This is a genomic window from Pseudomonas sp. DY-1 (assembly GCF_003626975.1).
Classification (GTDB): domain Bacteria; phylum Pseudomonadota; class Gammaproteobacteria; order Pseudomonadales; family Pseudomonadaceae; genus Metapseudomonas.
Genome location: NZ_CP032616.1, coordinates 735,479 through 753,268 on the forward strand (window position 1 = coordinate 735,479; position 17,790 = coordinate 753,268).

A 17,790-nucleotide genomic window follows, 5' to 3' on the forward strand; every position below is an offset into this window, starting at 1 on the left:
GAGGGTTGGGGTGAGGGGGCATGCCTTTCACCCAACAAGACCTTCAGATTGAAACCGTAGCCGGAGCGCTACGCACTCCTTGGCGAATGAATTCACCCCTGTAGTGGAGGGGCGAACCGCTATCAGCCCCTCTTCGCCAGAATGGCCCGCGCCACCCGCGAGCCATTTTCCTTGCCGAGCACTGCGCAGATGCGTTGGCCGGCGTCCACCAGCCTGCCCATGTCGATGCCGGTCTCGATGCCCATGCCATTGAGCAGGTAGAGCACGTCCTCGGTGGCGACGTTGCCGGTAGCGCCCTTGGCATAGGGGCAACCGCCCAGCCCCGCGACCGAGCTGTCGAACACGGCGATGCCTTCCAACAGGCTGGCATGAATGTTCGCCACGGCCTGGCCGAAGGTGTCGTGGAAGTGACCGGCGAGCCTGTCGCGCGGCACGCGGGTACCCACCACGTTGATCAGGTGGCGGGTTGCGCCGGCGGTGCCGGTGCCGATGGTGTCGCCCAGGGAAACTTCGTAGCAGCCCATGGCGTAGAGCTCGGCGGCGACGGCGGCCACCTGCTCGGCGGGCACCTCACCGTCATAGGGACAGCCCAGCACGCAGGACACGTAGCCACGCACGCTGATGCCATTGGCCTTGGCCGCTTCCATCACCGGCAGGAAACGTTCCAGGCTCTCGGCGATCGAGCAGTTGATGTTCTTCTGCGAGAAGGACTCGGATGCGGCGGCGAACACCGCCACTTCCTTCACTCCAGCTTCCACCGCGGCTTCGAAGCCTTTCAGGTTCGGCGCCAGAGCCGCGTAGGTCACGCCGGCCTTGCGCTGAATCTGCGCGAAGACTTCGGCGGAACCTGCCATCTGCGGCACCCACTTGGGCGATACGAAACTGCCGACTTCGACATAGCCGAGGCCGGCGGCGGTGAGATCGTCCACCAGGCGCACCTTATCGGCGACGCTGATGGGGTGTTTCTCGTTCTGCAGGCCATCGCGCGGGCCGACTTCGACCAGGCGAACCTTGCTGGGAATAGTCATTGCGTCATCTCTCGAGTCAGGGTGTCCGGCTTTGCAAGCCCGGCACCAACCTACGACCTAAATGCATTGGTGCGCACGGCGCACCCTACATCCGGGATCTCCCAGGTAGGGTGCGCCGTGCGCGCCGGACAAGGCGTCAGGCCTCCTCCAGCTCCACCAGCGCGGTGCCTTCGTTGACCAGCTCGCCCTCGGTGCAATACAGCGCCTTGACCACGCCGTCGTGGGGCGCGCGGATGCTGTGTTCCATCTTCATGGCTTCGAGCACCACCAGGGCGGTACCGGCCTCGACTTTCTGGCCGGCCTCCACCAGGACGCGCACGATACTGCCGTTCATGGGCGCCGTCAGCCCGCCGTGATGGGCGTGGCTGGCTTCCACTTCCTCGATGGGGTCGACGCGGGTGACGCTGCGCAGTTCGCCGTTCCATTCCAGGTAGAGGTTTTCACCGCGACGGATCGCCAGGTGCTGGCGGCGCAGGCCGTCCTGCTCCAGGGTGATCTGTTCGCCCTTGAGCTGGATCGGGCTGGCGGCGGTGCCGCGCAGGCGCACCACCTGGCGCTCGTCGCCGCAGGCCAGGTGCAGGTCGGTTTCGCTCGGCAGGCCAGCGCGCCAGCCGCTGTTGCGGCTCCAGGGAGAGTGCGGGTCGTCGCCGCGCACGCGCTCGGCTTCGCCCTGGCGGAAGGCTTCGCCAGCCACCTGCCAGAAGGCCGGGGGCAGGGCGGTCGGGGCGGGAAGCAGCTGCTCCTGGTGACGGGCGATGAAGCCGGTGTCCAGTTCCGCCTCGGCGAAGGCCGGATGGGCCAGTACGCGACGCAGGAAGGCCAGGTTGGTCTTGAAGCCGCCCACGGCGGTTTCGTCGAGCATCGCCAGCAGGCGTTGACGGGCTTCTTCGCGGTTCTCGCCCCAGGCGATCAGCTTGGCCAGCATCGGGTCGTAGAAGGGCGATACCTCGTCGCCTTCGGCCACACCGCTGTCCACACGACGGCCTGGGCCGGCGTTGGCTTCGCGGTAGAGGGCGAGGCGGCCGCTGGCGGGCAGGAAGTCCTGGTCCGGGTCTTCGGCATAGAGGCGCACTTCGATGGCGTGCCCGATCAGTGGCACCTGTTCCTGGGTGATGGGCAGCGCTTCACCACGAGCAACGCGAATCTGCCAGGCCACCAGGTCCAGGCCGGTGATGGCTTCGGTAACCGGGTGCTCCACTTGCAGGCGGGTGTTCATCTCCATGAAGAAGAAGTCGCCGCGTTCATCCAGCAGGAATTCCACGGTGCCCGCACCCACGTAACCGATGGCCTGGGCGGCGCGCACGGCGGACTCACCCATGGCCTTGCGGATTTCCGGCGAGAGGCCGGGCGCGGGCGCTTCTTCCACGACTTTCTGGTGACGGCGCTGGATGGAGCAATCGCGCTCGTTCAGGTACAGGCAGTTGCCATGGCTGTCGGCGAACACCTGGATTTCCACGTGGCGCGGCTTGAGGACGTACTTCTCCACCAACATGCGCGAGTCGCCAAAGGCGGACTGGGCTTCACGCTGGGCGGAGGCCAGCGCTTCGGCCAGTTCGCTTTCACGCTCGACCACCTTCATGCCCTTACCGCCGCCACCCGCGGCGGCTTTCAGCAGCACCGGGTAGCCGATGCGTTCGGCGGCGGTGCGGAAGGTTTCCAGGTCCTGGGCTTCGCCGTGGTAGCCGGGCACCAGCGGTACGCCGGCGGCTTCCATCAGCGCTTTGGCGGCGGACTTGCTGCCCATGGCGTCGATGGCGGTGGCCGGCGGGCCAAGGAAGATCAGCCCGGCATCAGCGATGGCGCGGGCGAAACCGGCGTTCTCCGAGAGGAAACCGTAGCCGGGGTGGATGGCCTGTGCGCCGCTGGCCTTGGCGGCGGCGATCAGCTTGTCCACCAGCAGGTAGCTTTCCGCTGGCTTGGCGCCACCCAGGTCGACGGCGATATCGGCTTCGCGCACATGGCGGGCGTTGCGGTCGATGGCGCTGTGCACGGCGACGGTTCGGATACCCAGCGCCTTGGCAGTGCGCATGACGCGGCAGGCAATCTCACCGCGGTTGGCGATCAGCAGGGTGGTGATCATTGTTATTGCTCCTGCCAGGACGGTTTGCGTTTTTCCAGGAAGGCGCGCAGGCCCTCCTGACCTTCGGGGCTTACACGGATGCGGGCGATGGCGCTTTCGGTGTAGCGGCGCAGGTTGGGGCTGAGAACGCCACTACCGACTTCGCGCAGCAGATCCTTGGTGGCGCTCATGGCCTGCGGGCTGTTCTGCAGCAGATTGGCGGTCCAGGCCTCCAGCGCCTGATCCAGCTCCTCGGCCGGATAGCACTCGGCGAGCAGGCCGAGTTCGCGGGCACGTTCGCCGCTGAAGCGCTCGGCGGTCAGGGCATAGCGGCGCGCAGCGCGTTCACCGATGGCCTGGACCACGAAGGGGCTGATCACTGCCGGCGCAAGGCCGATACGCACTTCCGACAGGGAGAACTGCGCGTCCACCGCACCGATGGCCATATCGCAGCAACTGATCAGGCCCAGAGCGCCCCCAAAGGCGGCGCCTTGCACCACGGCCAGGGTGGGCACCTTGAGGTGGTAGAGGTTGTACATCAGCTCGGCCAGTTCGCGGGAATCGTCGAGGTTGGCGTTGTAGTCGAGCTGGGCGGATTCCTGCATCCAGGCCAGGTCCGCACCGGCGGAGAAATGCCGGCCACGGCCGCGCAGGATCAGGAAGCGCACCTTGCCCTGGTCCTTGATGGCGTCCAGGGCGAGGATCAGTTCGCGGATCATCCCGGCGTTGAAGGCGTTGTTCTTCTCCGGGCGGTTGAGCCAGAGGGTGGCGACGCCGTTGTCGGCGAAGTCCAGTTGCAGGGTGGTGAAGTCGGTCATCGTGCTCTCCTGTAGGAGCGAGCTTGCTCGCGATCAGCGGTGGTACCGGGGTTCGCCAGCAAGCTGGCTCCTACGACGGCTCCACCGCTCGCAAGCAGGAGTTACATGCGGAACACGCCGAAGGTGGTCCGCTCGATCGGGGCGTTGAGGCTGGCGGAGAGGGCCAGGCCGAGCACGTCGCGGGTCTGCGCCGGATCGATCACACCGTCGTCCCACAGCCGCGCGCTGGAGTAGTACGAATGCGCCTGGCGCTCGTACTGCTCGAGGATCGGCTGCTTGATGCGCGCTTCGTCCTCGGCGCTCAGGCTGTGGCCGGCACGTTCGCTCTGTTCGCGCTTGACCTGGGTGAGCACACCGGCGGCCTGCTCGGCGCCCATCACGCCGATGCGCGCGTTGGGCCACATCCACAGGAAGCGCGGGTCATAGGCGCGGCCGCACATGCCGTAGTTACCGGCGCCGAAGCTGCCGCCGATGATCACGGTGAACTTCGGCACCTTGGCGCAGGCCACTGCCGTCACCAGCTTGGCACCGTGCTTGGCGATGCCGCCTTCTTCGTACTTCTTGCCCACCATGAAGCCGGTGATGTTCTGCAGGAACAGCAGCGGGATGCCACGCTGGCAGGCCAGCTCGATGAAGTGCGCGCCTTTCTGCGCGGCCTCGGCGAAGAGAATGCCGTTGTTGGCGAGGATGGCGATGGGGTAGCCGTGCAGGTGAGCGAAGCCGCAGACCAGGGTGGTGCCGAACAGCGCCTTGAACTCATCGAACTCGGAATCGTCCACGAGGCGGGCGATGACTTCTCGTACGTCGAAGGGTTGCTTGGCGTCAGCCGGGATCACGCCGTACAGCTCGTCACTGGCGTAACGCGGGGCGAGCGGGGCGCGCAGGTTCACTTCGCCGGCCTTGCGCCAGTTGAGGTTGGCGATGCTGCGACGGGCGAGCGCCAGGGCGTGCTCGTCGCTCTCGGCGTAGTGGTCGGCCACGCCGGACACTTTGCAGTGCACGTCGGCGCCGCCCAGTTCCTCGGCGGTCACCACTTCACCGGTGGCGGCCTTCACCAGCGGCGGACCAGCCAGGAAGATGGTGGCCTGGTTGCGCACCATGATGGTTTCGTCGGACATCGCCGGCACGTAGGCGCCGCCGGCGGTGCAGGAGCCCATGACCACGGCGATCTGCGGGATGCCCATGGCACTCATGTTGGCCTGGTTGAAGAAGATGCGGCCAAAGTGCTCGCGGTCGGGGAACACGTCTTCCTGGCGCGGCAGGTTGGCGCCGCCGGAGTCCACCAGGTAGATGCAGGGCAGGCGGTTCTGCTGGGCAATGGTCTGGGCGCGCAGGTGCTTCTTCACCGTCAGCGGGTAGTAGGAGCCGCCTTTCACCGTGGCGTCGTTGGCCACGATCATGCACTCCACGCCTTCCACTCGGCCAATGCCGGCCACCACGCCAGCGGCGGGTACGTCTTCGCCATAGACCTCGTGGGCGGCGAGCTGGCCGATTTCGAGGAAGGGCGAGCCGGCGTCCAGCAGGCGGTTGATGCGTTCGCGGGGCAGCAGCTTGCCACGCGAGGTGTGACGTTCCTGGGCCTTGGCGCCGCCGCCTTCATGGATGCGGCCGAGCAAGGTGTGCAGGGCGCCGACCTGTTCGAGCATCGCCGCGCTGTTGCGGGCGAAGTCCGGGGAACGGGTGTTGATCTGGGTGTGCAGGATGGCCATCTGGCGCGCTCCGTCGAGTGTCTGTGCCGGCGCTTTCCTGTAGGAGCCAGCTTGCTGGCGAAGCCTTGTTCGCAAGCAAGCTGGCTCCTACAGGGGCTCGGTGTGGCGATCAGCGGGTTTCGTTGTACAGCTCGCGGCCGATCAGCATGCGGCGGATTTCGCTGGTGCCGGCGCCGATCTCGTAGAGCTTGGCGTCACGCAGCAGGCGGCCCGCCGGGTACTCGTTGGTGTAGCCGTTGCCGCCCAGCAGCTGGATGGTGTCCAGGGCCATCTTGGTGGCCATTTCGGCGGTATAGAGAATCACTGCAGCTGCGTCCTTGCGCGATTCCTCGCCGCGGTCGCAGGCCTTGGCCACGGTGTACAGGTAGGACTTGGAGGCATTCATGCCGGCGTACATGTCGGCCAGCTTGCCCTGCACCAGTTGGAATTCGCCGATGGACTGCTTGAACTGCTGGCGCTCGTGCACATAGGGCAGCACTACGTCCATGCAGGCGGTCATGATCCCGGTCGGGCCGCCGGAGAGCACGGTACGCTCGTAGTCCAGGCCGCTCATCAATACGGCCACGCCACGGCCTTCCGCACCGAGGACGTTTTCTTCCGGCACCTCAACGTCTTCGAACACCAGCTCGCAGGTGTTGGAACCGCGCATCCCCAGCTTGTCCAGCTTCTGGTGGCGGGAGAAGCCCTTGAAGTCGCGCTCGACGATGAAGGCAGTCATGCCACGCGAGCCAGCGTTGACGTCGGTCTTGGCGTAGATCACGTAGGTGTTGGCGTCCGGGCCGTTGGTGATCCACATCTTGTTGCCGTTGAGTACGTAGCGGTCGCCTTTCTTATCGGCGCGCAGCTTCATCGACACTACGTCCGAGCCGGCGTTGGGTTCGCTCATGGCCAGCGCGCCGACGTGTTCGCCGGAGCACAGCTTGGGCAGATACTTGAGTTTCTGCTCGTGAGTGCCGTTCTTGCGGATCTGGTTGAGGCACAGGTTGGAGTGGGCACCGTAGGACAGGCCGACCGAGGCGGACGCGCGGCTGATCTCTTCCATGGCTACAACGTGAGCCAGGTAGCCCATGTTGGTGCCGCCGTACTCCTCTTCCACGGTCATGCCCAGCAGGCCCATGTCGCCGAACTTGCGCCACATGTCCATGGGGAACTCGTTATCGCGGTCGATCTGAGCGGCACGCGGGGCCAACTCGGCTTGAGCGAACTGATAGACGGAGTCGCGCAGCATGTCGATGGTCTCGCCGAGACCGAAGTTGAGAGTGGGATAGCTCATCGTTACACCTGTGCTTGTCATTGTCGGTGAGTGGGGGAGGGGTCAGGCGTTGACGCCCTGTTTGCGTTCGGTTTCAGCCATGGCCGCCAGGCAGCGTTCCTCGGCCGTATCCAGTTCCAGCTGCATCTGCTGGATATCCAGCAGTTGCTGTTCAAGTTGCGCGCGGCGCGCGGCGATCTTGTCCATGAAGGTTTGCAGCTGCTTGCGGTTGCCGCTGCTGGGGTCGTAGAGGTCGATCAGCTCCTTGCATTCGGCAAGGGAGAAACCGATGCGCTTGCCGCGCAGGATGAGCTTCAGCGCCACCAGGTCCTTCGGGCTGTAGATGCGTTCCTGGCCTCGGCGCTCGGGGCTGAGCATGCCTTGCTCCTCATAGAAGCGGATGGCGCGGGTGGTGACGTCCAGTTCGCGGGCCAGGTCGGAGATGCTGTAAGTGGTGGGCATTGTCAGGGCTCGTGGTGTTTACCTTTACGTTAACGTAAACCTGTGCCAACCTGACTGTCAACTGCGCACCGCAATGGCAGACGACCGCCGGAATGGCTTGATACTTGCTCCTTGCAGGGGAGTGGCGCCGCTCTTTACGGACGCGGGCCGGGGGTGTAGACATTCAAGGCGTGCGACTGACCGCCGGACCATGCCGGGGCGCACGCTGGAGCGAGAGATGGCGCAAGACATTCGAATAAAAACCGCTGCCGATCCACTGCACGAGTCGCGGCAGGCTCGACTGAAACTGGCCAGCGAGGGTGAACTGCCCCAAGGCGTGCTGCGTGACGAAATCGACGCCTCCTGGCGGCGCAGCCTGGGCCATGGCCTCAATTGTCTGGAAGGCGATCAGGTGGGCCTGGAACAGGGCCACGACCTGCAATTGCTGCTGGACAGCAACCGCCTGCTGATCGACGCCGCCACCCCGGAGCTGGAATACCTGGTCAGCCAACAGGGCAAGGGTGGGCTGATCATCCTCGGCGACGCCCAGGCCAACGTCCTGGCCATCGAGGGCCAGACCGAATTCCTCAAGACTTTCGGCCTGCGTGACCTCAAGCCCGGCAGCTGCTGGAGCGAATCCTTGCGCGGCACCAACGCCATCGGCACCGCGGTGGTCGAAGGGCGCCCGACGCTGATCAACTGCGGCGAGCATTACCTCGATCGACTCAGCCCGTTTTCCTGTACCTCGGTACCCCTGCGCGATCCCCAGGGGCGTGTGGTGGGTGTGCTCGACCTGACCCGTGAAGGTGTCATGGCGCAGCCCCAGGACAACCTCTCCACCCTGATGCTGGCGGCGGGCAACATCGAGAGCCGGATGTTCGGCCTCTGCTACCCCGACCATCTGGTGCTGGCCTTCCACAACCGTCCGCAGTACCTCGGCAGCGCCTGGCACGGCCTGCTGGCGCTGAGCCTCGACGGCGAAGTGCTGGCTGCCAACGAACGTGCCTGCGACCTCTTGCAGGTACGCCGTGAATCCCTGGTGGGGCGTCGTTCCAGTGACCTCATCGGCGAGCGCTCGCCGCAGTTCATCGCGCGGCTGCTGCAGGGGGGCGTGAGCAGCGTGCAGACCGCCAAGGGCGAGTTCTTCTTCCGTGCCTTGCAGGTGCCTCGCCACACCAACCTGAGTGGTCCTGCACCCACAGCCAAGGCGCCGTCCGCGCAGAAGGCCCAGATACTCGAAGAACTGGCTGGCCGCGACAGCCGCTTCGCCCGTGCCCTGCGTATGGCCCGCCAGGGGCTGGCCAACGAGCTGCCAGTGCTGCTACTGGGTGAAACCGGCACCGGCAAGGAAGTGGTCGCCCGCGCGCTGCACCAGTCTGGCCCGCGCGCCGACAAACCCTTCGTGGCGGTGAACTGCGCCGCCATCCCCGAGGGGCTGATCGAATCCGAGCTCTTTGGCTACCGTGAAGGCGCCTTCACCGGTTCGCGCCGTGGCGGCATGGTCGGCCGGCTGATGCAGGCCCATGGCGGCACCCTGTTCCTCGATGAGATCGGCGACATGCCGCTGAGCCTGCAGGCGCGCCTTCTGCGTGTGCTGCAAGAGCGCAAGGTGGCGCCGCTCGGTGCCGGCGAAGAGCAGGACATCGACGTCGCGGTGATCTGCGCGACCCACCGCGACCTCAAGCGTCTGGTGCAGGAAAAACACTTCCGCGAAGACCTCTACTACCGCATCAACGGCGTCAGCCTGCGCCTGCCGGCCCTGCGCGAGCGCGACGACCTGGCCGGGATGATCAGCGGCGTGCTGCACAAGTTCGGCGCCACCAACGTCAGCCTCGACAAGGACCTCACCGAGCTGCTCGCCGGTTACGACTGGCCAGGCAATATTCGCCAGCTGGAAATGGTCCTGCGCTCGGCCCTGGCCATGCGCGAGGAGGGCGAGAAGGTCCTCGGCCTCGACCACCTCACCGACAGCCTGCTGGACGAACTGACCGCCAGTTGCCGCCAGCCCGGCAGCATCCGCGAGAACGAGCTGGAGCTGATCCGTGGCGCGCTGGACCGCCACCAGGGCAATGTCTCGGCCGCCGCCGATTCTCTCGGCATCAGCCGCGCGACCCTGTATCGCAAGTTGAAGCAGCTGCGCGGATGACATTTCCTGTAGGAGCGAATTCATTCGCGAAGGACCGCGCAGCGGTCCATGGCATCAGCCGCGAACCTGTCACCCGAATCGCGAATGAATTCGCTCCCACTACAGCCAACCGACATTCCGGCATTCCATGACCCGCCTCTTCCTCAAACTGGTGGAAACCAGCGACCCTGACCTGTTGCGCCGTGCCCTGGCCTGGCTCTATGGCTTCGTGCGCCCGCAATTGCGCGCCATCCTGGTGTTGCTGGGCCTGTCCCTGGCCGCATCCCTGCTGGTGCTGGCCCAGCCCTGGCTGACCAAGACCCTGATCGACGACGGCTTGTTGGCCAAGGACTTCGGCATGCTGGTGCAGGTGGCCGTGGCGATGATCGCCGTCGGCATCCTCGGCACGGTGCTGTCCGGCATCAACCGCTATCTGCACACGCGGCTTTCCGGACGCATCCTTTTTGCCCTGCGAGATGACCTTTATCGCCACCTCCAGCAGCTTTCGCCCGCCTTCTATGGGCGCAAGCGCATCGGCGACATCCTTTCCCGACTGGATGGCGATGTAGCGGAGATCCAGCGTTTCGCCGTGGATTCACTGTTCTCCGCCGTCTCCAGCGTCATTGGCCTGATCGGCGCAGTGGCGCTCATGTTGCTGCTGTCCTGGCAGCTGTCGTTGCTGCTGGCGCTGTTGATCCCCATCGAAGTGCTCTGGCTGCGCTGGATGCGGCGCAAGGTGGAACGGGAAGTGCGCAGCCTGCGCGAGCGCTCGGCAGACGTGTCCTCCTTCCTGGTGGAAACCCTGCCGGCGATGAAGTTCATCCAGGCCGCGGGCCAGCAAAAGCGCGAATCCGGTCGTCTGGAAGGTCTGGGCCAGGGCTATATGAGCCAGTTGCTGCGGGTGCAGGTCACTGAGTTCTTCACTCACGCCGTGCCCGGCACGCTCACCTCGCTGTCCCGCGCCTGCGCATTCCTTATAGGCGGCTACTGGGTGATCCAGGGCACCTGGCAACTGGGCGCGCTGATCGCCTTTTCCACCTATCTCGGCATGGCCGTCGGGCCGGTGCAGAGCTTGCTGGGGCTGTATGTCGCCCTGCAGCGCATGACCGTCAGCCTTGGTCGGGTGATGGAACTGCAACAGGAACCTGTGCCGGTACGCCAGCCCGAAGCACCGAAACCCATGCCGGAGGGTAGGGGGGAGCTGCGCCTGGAGGGCGTGCACTTCGCCCATGAACAGCGTGCAGGTAACGTGCTGAACGGCTTGGACGCGGTGATCCCCGCGGGGCTCAAGGTGGCCGTGAGCGGCGCTTCCGGCGTCGGCAAGTCGACCCTCATCGACCTGCTGCAACGCTTCTACGACCCGGACCAGGGGCGCGTCCTGCTGGATGGCGCCGACTTGCGCGAGCTTGACCTCTTCGCCCTGCGCCGGCGCATTGCCGTGGTCAGCCAGGACATCGTCCTGTTTCGTGGCACGCTGGCCGAGAACCTTTCCTACAGTGCCCCGGACGCCAGCCGCGAAGCCCTGGAACAGGTGGCGCGGCTGGCTCGCCTCGATAGCCTGATCGAGTCCCTGCCATTGGGCCTGGACAGTCCGCTGGGCGAGCGCGGCCAGCAGCTCTCCGGCGGCCAGAAACAGCGCATCGCCATCGCCCGCGCGTTGCTGCAGGACCCGCTGATCCTGGTGCTGGACGAAGCGACCTCGGCGGTGGACGAAGCCACCGAGCGTGAGGTGATCGCCGCCATCGACCAGCTCTTTGCCGGACGCACGCGCATCCTCATCAGCCACCGGCCTTCCACCCTGGCTCAGGCCGATATCGCCTTTCGTATGGAGCACGGCCAACTGCACGGCCTGGAACCCGAGCAGGTGACTCATGGCCATTGAACTCGCCATCGGCATCATCGACAGCGGCTTTGCGCTGGAACAGGGCGGGCTCGTCGCTCAGTCGCGCCGTTTCTGGCTGGAAGGCGGGGAATTGAAGGAAGGCGACACCCAGCCCGACGCCCTTGGCCACGGCAGCGTGGTGCTGGACACCCTGACGAGCCAGTGCGGCCCGGTCCGCCTCTGTGTCGCCCAGGTCTTCGCTGAGCGCTGGCAGACCAGCCCCTTGCAGATTGCCGCCGCCTTGCATTGGCTGATCGACCAGGACGTCGCGCTGGTGAACATGAGCCTTGGTCTGCGCAACGACCGCCCGGTGCTGCGCGAAGCCTGTGTGCTCGCCCATGCCGCCGGCATCCTGCTCTGCGCCTCAAGCCCCGCCCAGGGCGATCCGGTGTACCCGGCCGCTTATCCGGGCGTGATCCGCGTGACCGGTGACGCCCGCTGCGCGCCGGGGCAATGGTCCTGGCTGAACAGCCCCCAGGCCGACTTCGGTGCTCATGTGGCGGCGGCCAACGGCTTGGCCGGCTCCAGTGTCGGCTGCGCGGCACTGAGCGGAGTCATCGCCGGCTACCTGCAAGCCCGTCCTGGCGCCAGTCGTGAGTCGCTACTGGAGTGGCTGCGCGAAGGCGCCACCTACGAAGGGCCGGAGCGTCGTGGTCATGTCTGAAATCGTCGTGCTCGGCGCGGGCCCTGCCGGCGCAGCGGTCGCATTGGGGTTGAAGCGACTCGGCTATGGCGTGCGTGTGATCAGTGAATGGCGGCGCTTTGCAGCAGTTGAAGGCGTCTCCCAGCGCGTGCTGGACGGCCTGCGTCAGGCTGGCCTGCAACAGGCACTCGCCTGTGCTGCGGCCCCTTCGCCCCGTCGGGTGCTGTGGAATGGCGACGGCCAATCCATCAACCAGGAGTCCCTGCTGGATCGCCCTCGCTTCGATGCGGCCATCCGCGAAGACCTGCGCGAGGCCGGTATCGAAGTACTGGAAGCTCGCGTGTTGAAAGTGGAAAGCACCGATGACGGTCACCTGATCCAGATCGAAGCGGGCGAACCACTGCGCGCCGACTTCCTCGTTGAAGCCCGTGGTCGCCAGGCGCCCCTGGCCGGGGGGCGCCTGCGCGGGCCGGAAACCCTGAGCCTGCTGAACCAGTGGCAGGAATCACCCGGCCGTCCGGGTTCGGCGGTGGAAAGCCTGCGCGATGGCTGGGCCTGGATGGCGCGCCTGGAGGATGGGCGCTGCTACTGGCAGATCACCCTGGACGCCCGTGACCTGCCGCCCAAGGACCAACTCCCCGATTACTGCGCTCAGCGTCGTGCCGAATCGACACTGGTGCGCGAGCTGTTTGGCGAAAGTGCGTTGCACCCCGCCAGCCTGCACGCCCGCAGCAGCACCGCCATTCTCTTTCATGAAGCCAGCGGCGCGAACTGGCTGAGGGTTGGGGACGCCGCCATGGCAGTGGACCCGCTCTCCGGCAACGGCATCTTCCAGTCTCTGTCTTCCGCCCTGCAGGCACCGGCGGTGATCAATACCATGCTGCAACGCCCGGAGCGCACCGACCTTGCCCGTCGGTTCCACCAGCGCCGGGTGGAACACCTCTTCCTGCGTTTCGCCCGCACCGGTCGGGACTTCTACGCCCTGGAACAGCGCTGGCCCGACCAGCCCTTCTGGCGCGACCGCCGCATCTGGCCGGATGCCGAACCCATGCATGCGGCAGCCGATTTCAGTCGGGTGAGGGTAGCGCGCGCCCCGGTGATCCACGACGACCAGATCGACGAAGCCGAAGTAGTGGTCACCGCCGACCAGCCCCTGGGCATCTGGCACCTGCAAGGTGTCGAACTCGCGCCCATCATCAATGCCCTCCGGCGAGGGGACTTGGATCGCGCACTGGCCACCTTGCCCGAATCCCAACGGCGGATGGTGCAAGGCTGGTTGCTGGCGCAGGGCTATCGGCCCTGAAGTCCCGGCAGTAGAGACTGTACGGTGGATGGCGCTCTTTCCGTCAACCAGATCCCCAGCCAGCCTGCAAACGCCATTATTTTGCTGTCACGGTCCTACGCAAAAAGACCTATCAGGCAATAGCGCTGTCGCATTTGGATCGGCGGGCATCGTCCTCGCGCAAGTCGCCTTTCACCTGTCGCGCGACCATCGCGGGGCAGTGATCATTGCCCGCCACGGCAGGTTCAAAACCTTACAAGAAGAAAGGCATTCAAAGCTTGAGGAGGCCCATGCACAAGACACCTGGATCACCCGTCGACAAGGTCGTTTTCTGGGGGGCTGCGGCGATTTCAGCCTCGTTGGTCACCTGGGGGGCACTCGCGCCCACGGCCATGGCGACGGCGTCGCAGGCGCTGCTGAACACCATCATCGACTGGTTCGGCTGGAGCTTCGTCCTCTCCACGGCGTTCTTCCTGGGTTTCGCGCTGTTCCTGGCTTTCAGCCGCTTCGGCCGAATCAGACTGGGCAAGGACGACGAACAGCCCGAGTTCAGCACGTCGTCGTGGATCGCGATGATGTTCAGCGTCGGCATGGGGATCGGCCTCATGTTCTGGGGCGTGGCCGAGCCGATCACACACTTTTCGACGCTGCCCAACGACCTGGCGCAGCCGCACTCCAGGGAAGCGGCCAAGGTCGCAATGGGTTACGCCTACTTCCATTGGGCGTTCCATCCCTGGGCGATCTACGCCATCGTCGGCCTGGTGATGGCTTACTTCTCGTTCCGCAATGGACTGCCGAACCTGATCTCCAGCGCCTTTACGCCATTGATCGGCGAGGCAGGTGTGCGCGGGCCATTGGGCAAGTCGATCGACGTGCTGGCGGTTCTGGCCACTCTTTTCGGCACTGCCACCTCGCTCGGCCTGGGCGCGCAGCAGATCAACAGCGGCCTGAACTACCTCTGGCACACCGGCGAATCGAACAGCATTGCATTGGCGATCATTGCGGTGATGACGGTGCTCTTCATCCTTTCCGCAGTGTCCGGCGTGGGCAAGGGGGTGCAGTTCCTGAGCAACGTCAACATGGTGGTCGCAGTGTTGTTGTTGCTGTTCCTGGCGGCGGTTGGCCCCAGCGTATTCATCATGAACACCCTGGTCGCATCGATAGGCGAATACCTCCGCGAACTGGTGCCGATGTCGTTCCGTACCGCGGCTTTCAGCGATGGCAAGTGGCTCGCTGGCTGGACCATCTTCTACTGGGCCTGGTGGATCTCCTGGGCTCCCTTCGTCGGTACCTTCATCGCGCGAATTTCGCGAGGCCGCACCATTCGCGAGTTCGTCATCGGCGTCATCTTCATTCCCAGCGGCGTCACCATGGTCTGGTTCGCGATCATGGGCGGCGCGGCCCTCTACTCGGAGCTGGCAGGCGCGGGTGGCATTGCCGCAGCGGTGAATGACCAGGGACCGGCAGTGGCGCTCTTCACGTTGCTGTCCCAGTATCCCGCTGCCACGCTGACTTCGTTTGCGGCCATTGTGCTGGTCGGCGTGTTCTTCATCTCGGGAGCCGACGCGGGTTCCATTGTCATGGGCATGCTGTGTGCCCGCGGCAGCCTGCAGCCGCCAGGCTGGCTGGTGGTGCTATGGGGCACGCTGGCCAGTGCGGCGGCCTCGGTGCTGCTGGTGATGGGCGGCCTGGTAGCGTTGCAGACCGCCGCCATCATCTTCGCCGCGCCATTCCTGGCGGTGATGGTGGGCTTGTGCGTGTCGCTGTGGAAGGCACTGCTGAGCGAGCGGCAGGTCGGCGTGGCGCATGACCCGCTTGCCGCGCTCCGCGACCGAGCACCTGCCGCTTTGGATTGAAGATGAAGCCCCAAGCGCCGCGCAAGTTTCACCCCCACGCGCGCGGCCAACCCCCCTCTCCCTCGGGGAGAGGGCTGGGGTGAGGGAATTTGATCTCAGCCCGGACTGGACAGGTCTCCCCTGTAGGGGTGAAATCATTCGCCAAGGGCAAGGCAGTTGCCCCTCGGCAACAACCCTCTGACCTCCATCGCCAGCCACCGGATACTCACTGCCACGCCGCAAGGCTATCGCCGGGCCCGTCCGCGTTGCGCCGGAAGAAGTCGCGCAGGTGCTCGACGAAGAAGGACACCTTTGCCGACAGGTTGAGGCGTTCGAGATAGACCGCGTAGATGTCTGCAGGCGGTGTTTCATAGTCCCCCAACACTTCCACCAGGCGGCCGGCGCGCAGGTGACTGGCGAGGTTCCACTCGGCGCGCATGAGAATGCCGTGACCATCCAGCGCCCAGTTCAGCGCCACCTCGCCATCGTTGGTGCTGAGGCCGCCGCGTACCTTTATCGACTCCGTCTGCTTGCCCAGGCTCAGGCGCCAGATGCCGAAGGCCGCATCGTTCTGACGTAGCACGATGCAGTTGTGCTGCACCAGGTCCTTGGGTGTTTCGGGACGACCGAAGGCCTCGAGGTAGGCCGGTGCAGCACACAACCTGCGGCGGTTCGCGGCGATCTTGCGGGCGATCAGCCGGGAGTCGGGCAACTCACCGAAGCGGATGGCGACGTCGATGGCATCGTCCGGCAGGTTGATTGGCCGGTCGGTCAGGTGCAGCTGTACCTCGACTTCCGGATAGCGCCTGACGAACGAAGAGATCGCCGGGCCGACATGGGTGCGGCCGAAGCCCAGCGGCGCATTGACGCGCAGCAGCCCCTTGGGCTCGGCCCGGCTGCTCGACACCTGACTCTCCATTTCCTCGATCTCGCCAAGGATCCGTTGCGCGTTGATCAGATAGAGCTCGCCCTCGGCGGTGAGGCTGATGCTGCGCGTGGTGCGATTGAGCAGGCGCACGCCAAGGCGCTGCTCGAGTTGCGCAAGCCGCTTGGAAACCGCCGGCGGCGTCAGATTGAGCTCCCGCGCAGTGGCTGCAAGGCTGCCCGCCCTGACCAGTTGGGTGAAGAAGGCCAGCTCCGATACCTGATTCATAATTAACCTGAAGGAAACAATGAAATAACTTTCATTGTATTACGCGACTTCAGGAAAACCATTAACTTTGCTTTCGTGAATTACCCACATGAAATCTGGGTCATTTGCCAGCCACAGCCTGATGCGGCCGCCCGGGCGCCAACTACATCCGACTCACAACAATAATTCGGAGAAAACCATGGCCAAGCGATACCTAGGAAAGCTCTATGTCCAGGTTCTGATCGGCGTGACCATCGGCATCTTGCTCGGTGCGATCTGGCCCCAGTTCGGTGCCGATCTGAAGCCTATCGGCGATGCCTTCATCAAGCTGATCAAGATGGTCTTCGCGCCAATCATCTTCGCCACGGTGGTGCTCGGCATCGCCAAGATGGAGAACATGAAGGAGCTCGGCCGGGTCGGCATGCGCTCGCTGATCTACTTCGAAGTCCTCTCGACCTTCGCCCTGGTGCTGGGCCTGGTGGTAGTCAACTTCGTGCAGCCCGGCCAGGGCATGAACGTCGACCCGGCCACCCTCGACATCAAGAGCATCTCTACCTACACAGCCACCGCGGCGAGTAGCTCCGGCAGCTTCACCGACTTCCTGCTGCACATCATTCCCGCCAGCGTCACCGACGCATTCGCCAAGAACGAAATCCTGCAGATCCTGCTGTTCTCGACCCTGTTCGGCATCGCCCTGGCTCACCTGGGACCGCGCGGCAAGCCAGTGGTAGATGTACTGGAAGCCTTCTCCCACGGCATGTTCTACATCGTCGGCATGGTCATGCGCGTTGCACCGCTGGCTGCCTGCGGCGCGATGGCCTTCACCGTCGGCAAGTACGGTCTTGGCTCGATCGTTTCGCTCGGCAAGCTGATGGCGACCATGTACCTGACCTGCTTCCTGTTCGTGGTCTTCGTCCTCGGCTTCATCGCCCGCTTGTCCGGCTTCAGCCTCTGGAAGTTCCTCAAGTACCTCAAGGAAGAACTGTTCACCGTGCTGGGCACCAGTTCCTCGGAATCGGTCGTGCCACAACTGATGAACAAGTTGGAGAGCGTCGGCGTCTCCAAGCCGGTGGTGGGGCTGGTGATTCCCTCCGGGCTGACCTTCAACCCCGACGGCCAGTGCATCTACTACACCATGGCGGCCATCTTCATTGCCCAGGCCACCAACACACCGTTGACCCTGACCGACCAGTTGATCGTGCTCGGCGTGCTGCTGCTCACCTCGAAAGGCTCGGCGGGCGTCACTGGCTCCGGCTTCATCACCCTGGCCGCCACCCTGGCCTCGATGGACAACATCCCGGTCGCCGGCATGGTGCTGCTGCTCGGTGTCGACCGCTTCATGTCCGAGGCGCGCGCCATCACCAACACCATCGGCAATGCGGTTGGAACCATGGCCATCGCCAAGTGGGTCGGTGCCCTCGACAAATCCCGAATGGATCAGGTGCTGAGCGGCAGCGAACTGCCGGAACAGAGCCAGGCGCAGCAATCATCGCTGCCGAGCCACGCCGTAAAGCCGGCCACGACCGCCAGCGGCGCCTGACTCAGCGGACCCGCCAACAGAACACCCAAAGACCCGCCTTGTGA

13 protein-coding genes are annotated in these 17,790 nt (G+C 65.0%); 6 read left to right on the top strand and 7 right to left on the bottom strand.

All coding sequences use genetic code 11. The features are described 5' to 3' along the window. Positions 1-122: 122 nt before the first annotated feature. The 6 genes from D6Z43_RS03750 to D6Z43_RS03775 form a co-directional block, all read right to left on the bottom strand. Positions 123-1,028: a hydroxymethylglutaryl-CoA lyase gene (locus tag D6Z43_RS03750; RefSeq protein WP_120650557.1), complete on the bottom strand. Its 906-nt coding sequence runs from the start codon at positions 1,026-1,028 to the stop codon at positions 123-125. Positions 1,029-1,164: 136 nt separating this feature from the next. Continuing rightward, positions 1,165-3,108: an acetyl/propionyl/methylcrotonyl-CoA carboxylase subunit alpha gene (locus D6Z43_RS03755; protein WP_120650559.1), complete on the bottom strand. Its 1,944-nt coding sequence runs from the start codon at positions 3,106-3,108 to the stop codon at positions 1,165-1,167. A 2-nt stretch (positions 3,109-3,110) separates the two neighbouring features. Further along, a complete protein-coding gene (locus D6Z43_RS03760) occupies positions 3,111-3,905 on the bottom strand; it encodes a gamma-carboxygeranoyl-CoA hydratase (protein ID WP_120650561.1) in 795 nt (264 codons plus the stop codon). 101 nt (positions 3,906-4,006) lie between these two features. Beyond that, positions 4,007-5,614 carry a carboxyl transferase domain-containing protein gene (locus D6Z43_RS03765; RefSeq protein ID WP_120650563.1) on the bottom strand — a complete coding sequence of 536 codons (1,608 nt, stop codon included), beginning with the start codon at positions 5,612-5,614 and terminating at the stop codon, positions 4,007-4,009. Between the two features lie 109 nt (positions 5,615-5,723). Beyond that, positions 5,724-6,887 (bottom strand): isovaleryl-CoA dehydrogenase, encoded by a 1,164-nt coding sequence (locus D6Z43_RS03770; RefSeq protein WP_120650565.1) that lies wholly within the window; start codon positions 6,885-6,887, stop codon positions 5,724-5,726. A 42-nt stretch (positions 6,888-6,929) separates the two neighbouring features. Further along, positions 6,930-7,328 (bottom strand): MerR family DNA-binding transcriptional regulator, encoded by a 399-nt coding sequence (locus D6Z43_RS03775; protein ID WP_028630063.1) that lies wholly within the window; start codon positions 7,326-7,328, stop codon positions 6,930-6,932. A 217-nt stretch (positions 7,329-7,545) separates the two neighbouring features. Between D6Z43_RS03775 and D6Z43_RS03780 the strand changes: the two genes are divergently transcribed. From D6Z43_RS03780 to D6Z43_RS03800, 5 genes are all read left to right on the top strand, one after another. Then, positions 7,546-9,453, top strand: coding sequence for a sigma-54-dependent Fis family transcriptional regulator (locus D6Z43_RS03780; protein ID WP_120650567.1), 1,908 nt, complete (start codon positions 7,546-7,548; stop codon positions 9,451-9,453). A gap of 127 nt (positions 9,454-9,580) precedes the next feature. Then, positions 9,581-11,314 (top strand): ABC transporter ATP-binding protein, encoded by a 1,734-nt coding sequence (locus D6Z43_RS03785; RefSeq protein ID WP_120650569.1) that lies wholly within the window; start codon positions 9,581-9,583, stop codon positions 11,312-11,314. Beyond that, positions 11,304-11,978 (top strand): peptidase S8 and S53 subtilisin kexin sedolisin, encoded by a 675-nt coding sequence (locus D6Z43_RS03790; RefSeq protein WP_120650571.1) that lies wholly within the window; start codon positions 11,304-11,306, stop codon positions 11,976-11,978. The genes D6Z43_RS03785 and D6Z43_RS03790 overlap by 11 nt, the downstream gene beginning before the upstream one ends. Continuing rightward, complete coding sequence (locus tag D6Z43_RS03795; RefSeq protein ID WP_120650573.1) at positions 11,971-13,260, top strand: NAD(P)/FAD-dependent oxidoreductase; 1,290 nt, start codon at positions 11,971-11,973, stop codon at positions 13,258-13,260. The genes D6Z43_RS03790 and D6Z43_RS03795 overlap by 8 nt, the downstream gene beginning before the upstream one ends. A 206-nt stretch (positions 13,261-13,466) precedes the next feature. After that, positions 13,467-15,095, top strand: coding sequence for a BCCT family transporter (locus D6Z43_RS03800; RefSeq protein WP_218569234.1), 1,629 nt, complete (start codon positions 13,467-13,469; stop codon positions 15,093-15,095). A gap of 205 nt (positions 15,096-15,300) precedes the next feature. On the opposite strand, the gene D6Z43_RS03805 is transcribed toward D6Z43_RS03800, so the two are convergent. Continuing rightward, a complete protein-coding gene (locus D6Z43_RS03805) occupies positions 15,301-16,227 on the bottom strand; it encodes a LysR family transcriptional regulator (RefSeq protein WP_120650577.1) in 927 nt (308 codons plus the stop codon). A 178-nt stretch (positions 16,228-16,405) separates the two neighbouring features. Here D6Z43_RS03805 and D6Z43_RS03810 point away from each other — a divergent pair, with 178 nt between their 5' ends. After that, positions 16,406-17,746 (top strand): dicarboxylate/amino acid:cation symporter, encoded by a 1,341-nt coding sequence (locus D6Z43_RS03810; RefSeq protein ID WP_120650579.1) that lies wholly within the window; start codon positions 16,406-16,408, stop codon positions 17,744-17,746. Positions 17,747-17,790 lie beyond the last annotated feature (44 nt).